Annotated in this window: 1 protein-coding gene and 1 pseudogene; one reads left to right on the top strand and one right to left on the bottom strand. The window is 69.7% G+C overall.

What is annotated here, in order from left to right; genetic code table 11:
• Window positions 1-67: 67 nt before the first annotated feature.
• Window positions 68-433, bottom strand: coding sequence for a VOC family protein (locus LPA54_RS34935; RefSeq protein ID WP_228984633.1), 366 nt, complete (start codon window positions 431-433; stop codon window positions 68-70).
• Between the two features lie 95 nt (window positions 434-528).
• Here LPA54_RS34935 and LPA54_RS34930 point away from each other — a divergent pair.
• Window positions 529-627: pseudogene (locus LPA54_RS34930) on the top strand (transcriptional regulator); the annotation flags it as partial.

Genomic DNA, 627 nt, shown 5'->3' with positions numbered 1-627 from the left:
CCAACGGCGGATACGGTCCCGACGGCTACGGACGATTCCCGGACAGTGACCGGACGCACACGCTCCGTCAGCGGGAGAAGAAGTTGACGAGGTTGCCGTCGGGGTCGCGGAACAGCAGGGAGCGGTTGCCCCACGGCATGGTGGCGGGGCCGTTGACGACGTCGGTGAGGACGTCGGCCAGTTCCTTGTGGAGGCGGTCCACGTCGTCGACGAGGAACTCGACGATCGCGCTGTGGTTGTCCGCCGGGCGGGCGGAGCCGGGGGCGAACATCGGGACGGGGGCGGTGCCGGCGATCGCGAGGGTGGCGCCGGCGGTCCTCAGCTCGGCGAAGTGCTCCGTGGCCCAGGTCGCGGAGACGCCCAGGACGCGTTCGTAGAAGGCGACGAGGCGGGCCACGTCGGCGGTGACGACACGGACGGATGCGAACTGCATGGGGAGACTCCTCGGCCGTACGGATGGCGTGCACGGCCGACCGTAGGAGCAATAGCGGACAGAAACCGCCCGGTATCCGCATTAGCTTGGTGCCCATGTCCCAACCCGCCGCCCGTGTGCTGACCCTGCTGGAGCTGTTGCAGTCGGGCGGCACCCGCACGGTGGCCGAACTGGCCGACCGACTGGGTGTGGAC

The sequence above is a fragment of the Streptomyces sp. DH12 genome (assembly GCF_020873895.1).
Taxonomy (GTDB): domain Bacteria; phylum Actinomycetota; class Actinomycetes; order Streptomycetales; family Streptomycetaceae; genus Streptomyces.
This window is presented reverse-complemented; position numbering and strand designations above follow the sequence as displayed.

Excerpts from the sequence above, each read along its gene's own strand:
- LPA54_RS34935 (WP_228984633.1), bottom strand. The coding sequence starts at position 433 with ATGCAGTTCGCATCCGTCCGTGTCGTCACCGCCGACGTGGCCCGCCTC.